Origin of the sequence: Tenacibaculum amylolyticum (genome assembly GCF_964511145.1) — a bacterium.
Classification (GTDB): domain Bacteria; phylum Bacteroidota; class Bacteroidia; order Flavobacteriales; family Flavobacteriaceae; genus Polaribacter; species Polaribacter amylolyticum.
The window spans coordinates 1-1,032 of sequence record NZ_CAZEFZ010000050.1 but is presented as its reverse complement, the minus strand read 5'-3'; the positions used below and the strand labels follow the sequence as shown (position 1 = coordinate 1,032).

Below are 1,032 nucleotides of genomic sequence, written 5' to 3'. Positions count from 1 at the left end.
AATCCACAATGGTGGAATGGTTATGCAAATGTTAGTTTAACATTCTTTAATGACGAACCAGTTCCAGTTGGAACATACTATTATGTGATACAATTAAACGATGGTACAGGTAGAGAATATGTAGGTTGGGTTTATTTAAATAGATAATAAAAAAGAAATGAAAAGATTTATATTTATAATAGCAGTAATGTTTAGTGTCCTTTCTGTAAAAGGGCAACAAGACCCACAGTATACACAATACATGTACAATATGAATATTGTGAATCCAGGATATGCAGGAGCTCAAGATGGTTTAGTATTGAGTTTTTTAGCCAGATCTCAATGGGTTGGTATTAAAGATGCTCCGAGAACGCTTACGTTTAATGCGCAAGCGCCTATAGGTAGTAATTTAGGATTAGGTCTTTCGGTCTTAGCAGATCGAATAGGGCCTTTATCAGAGGAGAATGTGTATGCAGATATTTCTTATAGTTTAGATGTTAGTGAGCAAGCTAAATTAGCTTTTGGATTAAAAGCAGGAGCCACATTTTTATCTGCACCATTAGCATTTTTAACTACAGTTAATTCAGGAGATATTGCATTTCAGAATAATTTGAATGAAGTGAAGCCTAATTTTGGAGCGGGAGTTTACTATTATACAGATAAGTATTATTTAGGATTATCTGTTCCCAATGTGTTAAAAACAGTTCATTTTGAAAGAAACAACGGAGTTATTTCAAAAGCATTGGATGAGATGCACTACTTTTTTACAGGAGGTTATGTTTTTGAATTTGATAATGATATCAAGTTTAAACCGTCATTCTTAGTAAAAGCTGCAGTAGGAGCTCCTATTTCAGTAGACTATAATGCAAATATTTTATTTAATAATAATTTGGAATTTGGATTATCGTATCGTTTTGATGATTCATTTTCAGCAATGTTAGGATTAAATGTTACAGACCAGTTAAGAATAGGATATGCTTACGATCATACTTTTACAAACCTAGGAAACTTTAATTCTGGAAGTCATGAAATATTAATGACATTCAGTTTTAG

General features: G+C 32.2%; 2 protein-coding genes. Both read left to right on the top strand.

The annotated features are described in order from the left end of the window. Positions 1-147: T9SS type B sorting domain-containing protein (locus tag ACKTTC_RS12880; RefSeq protein ID WP_408040243.1), on the top strand; the 147-nt coding region annotated here is incomplete at its 5' end. Positions 148-157: 10 nt separating this feature from the next. After that, positions 158-1,032, top strand: an 875-nt coding sequence (locus tag ACKTTC_RS12875; RefSeq protein WP_408040242.1) for a PorP/SprF family type IX secretion system membrane protein, incomplete at its 3' end; no start/stop codon positions are given.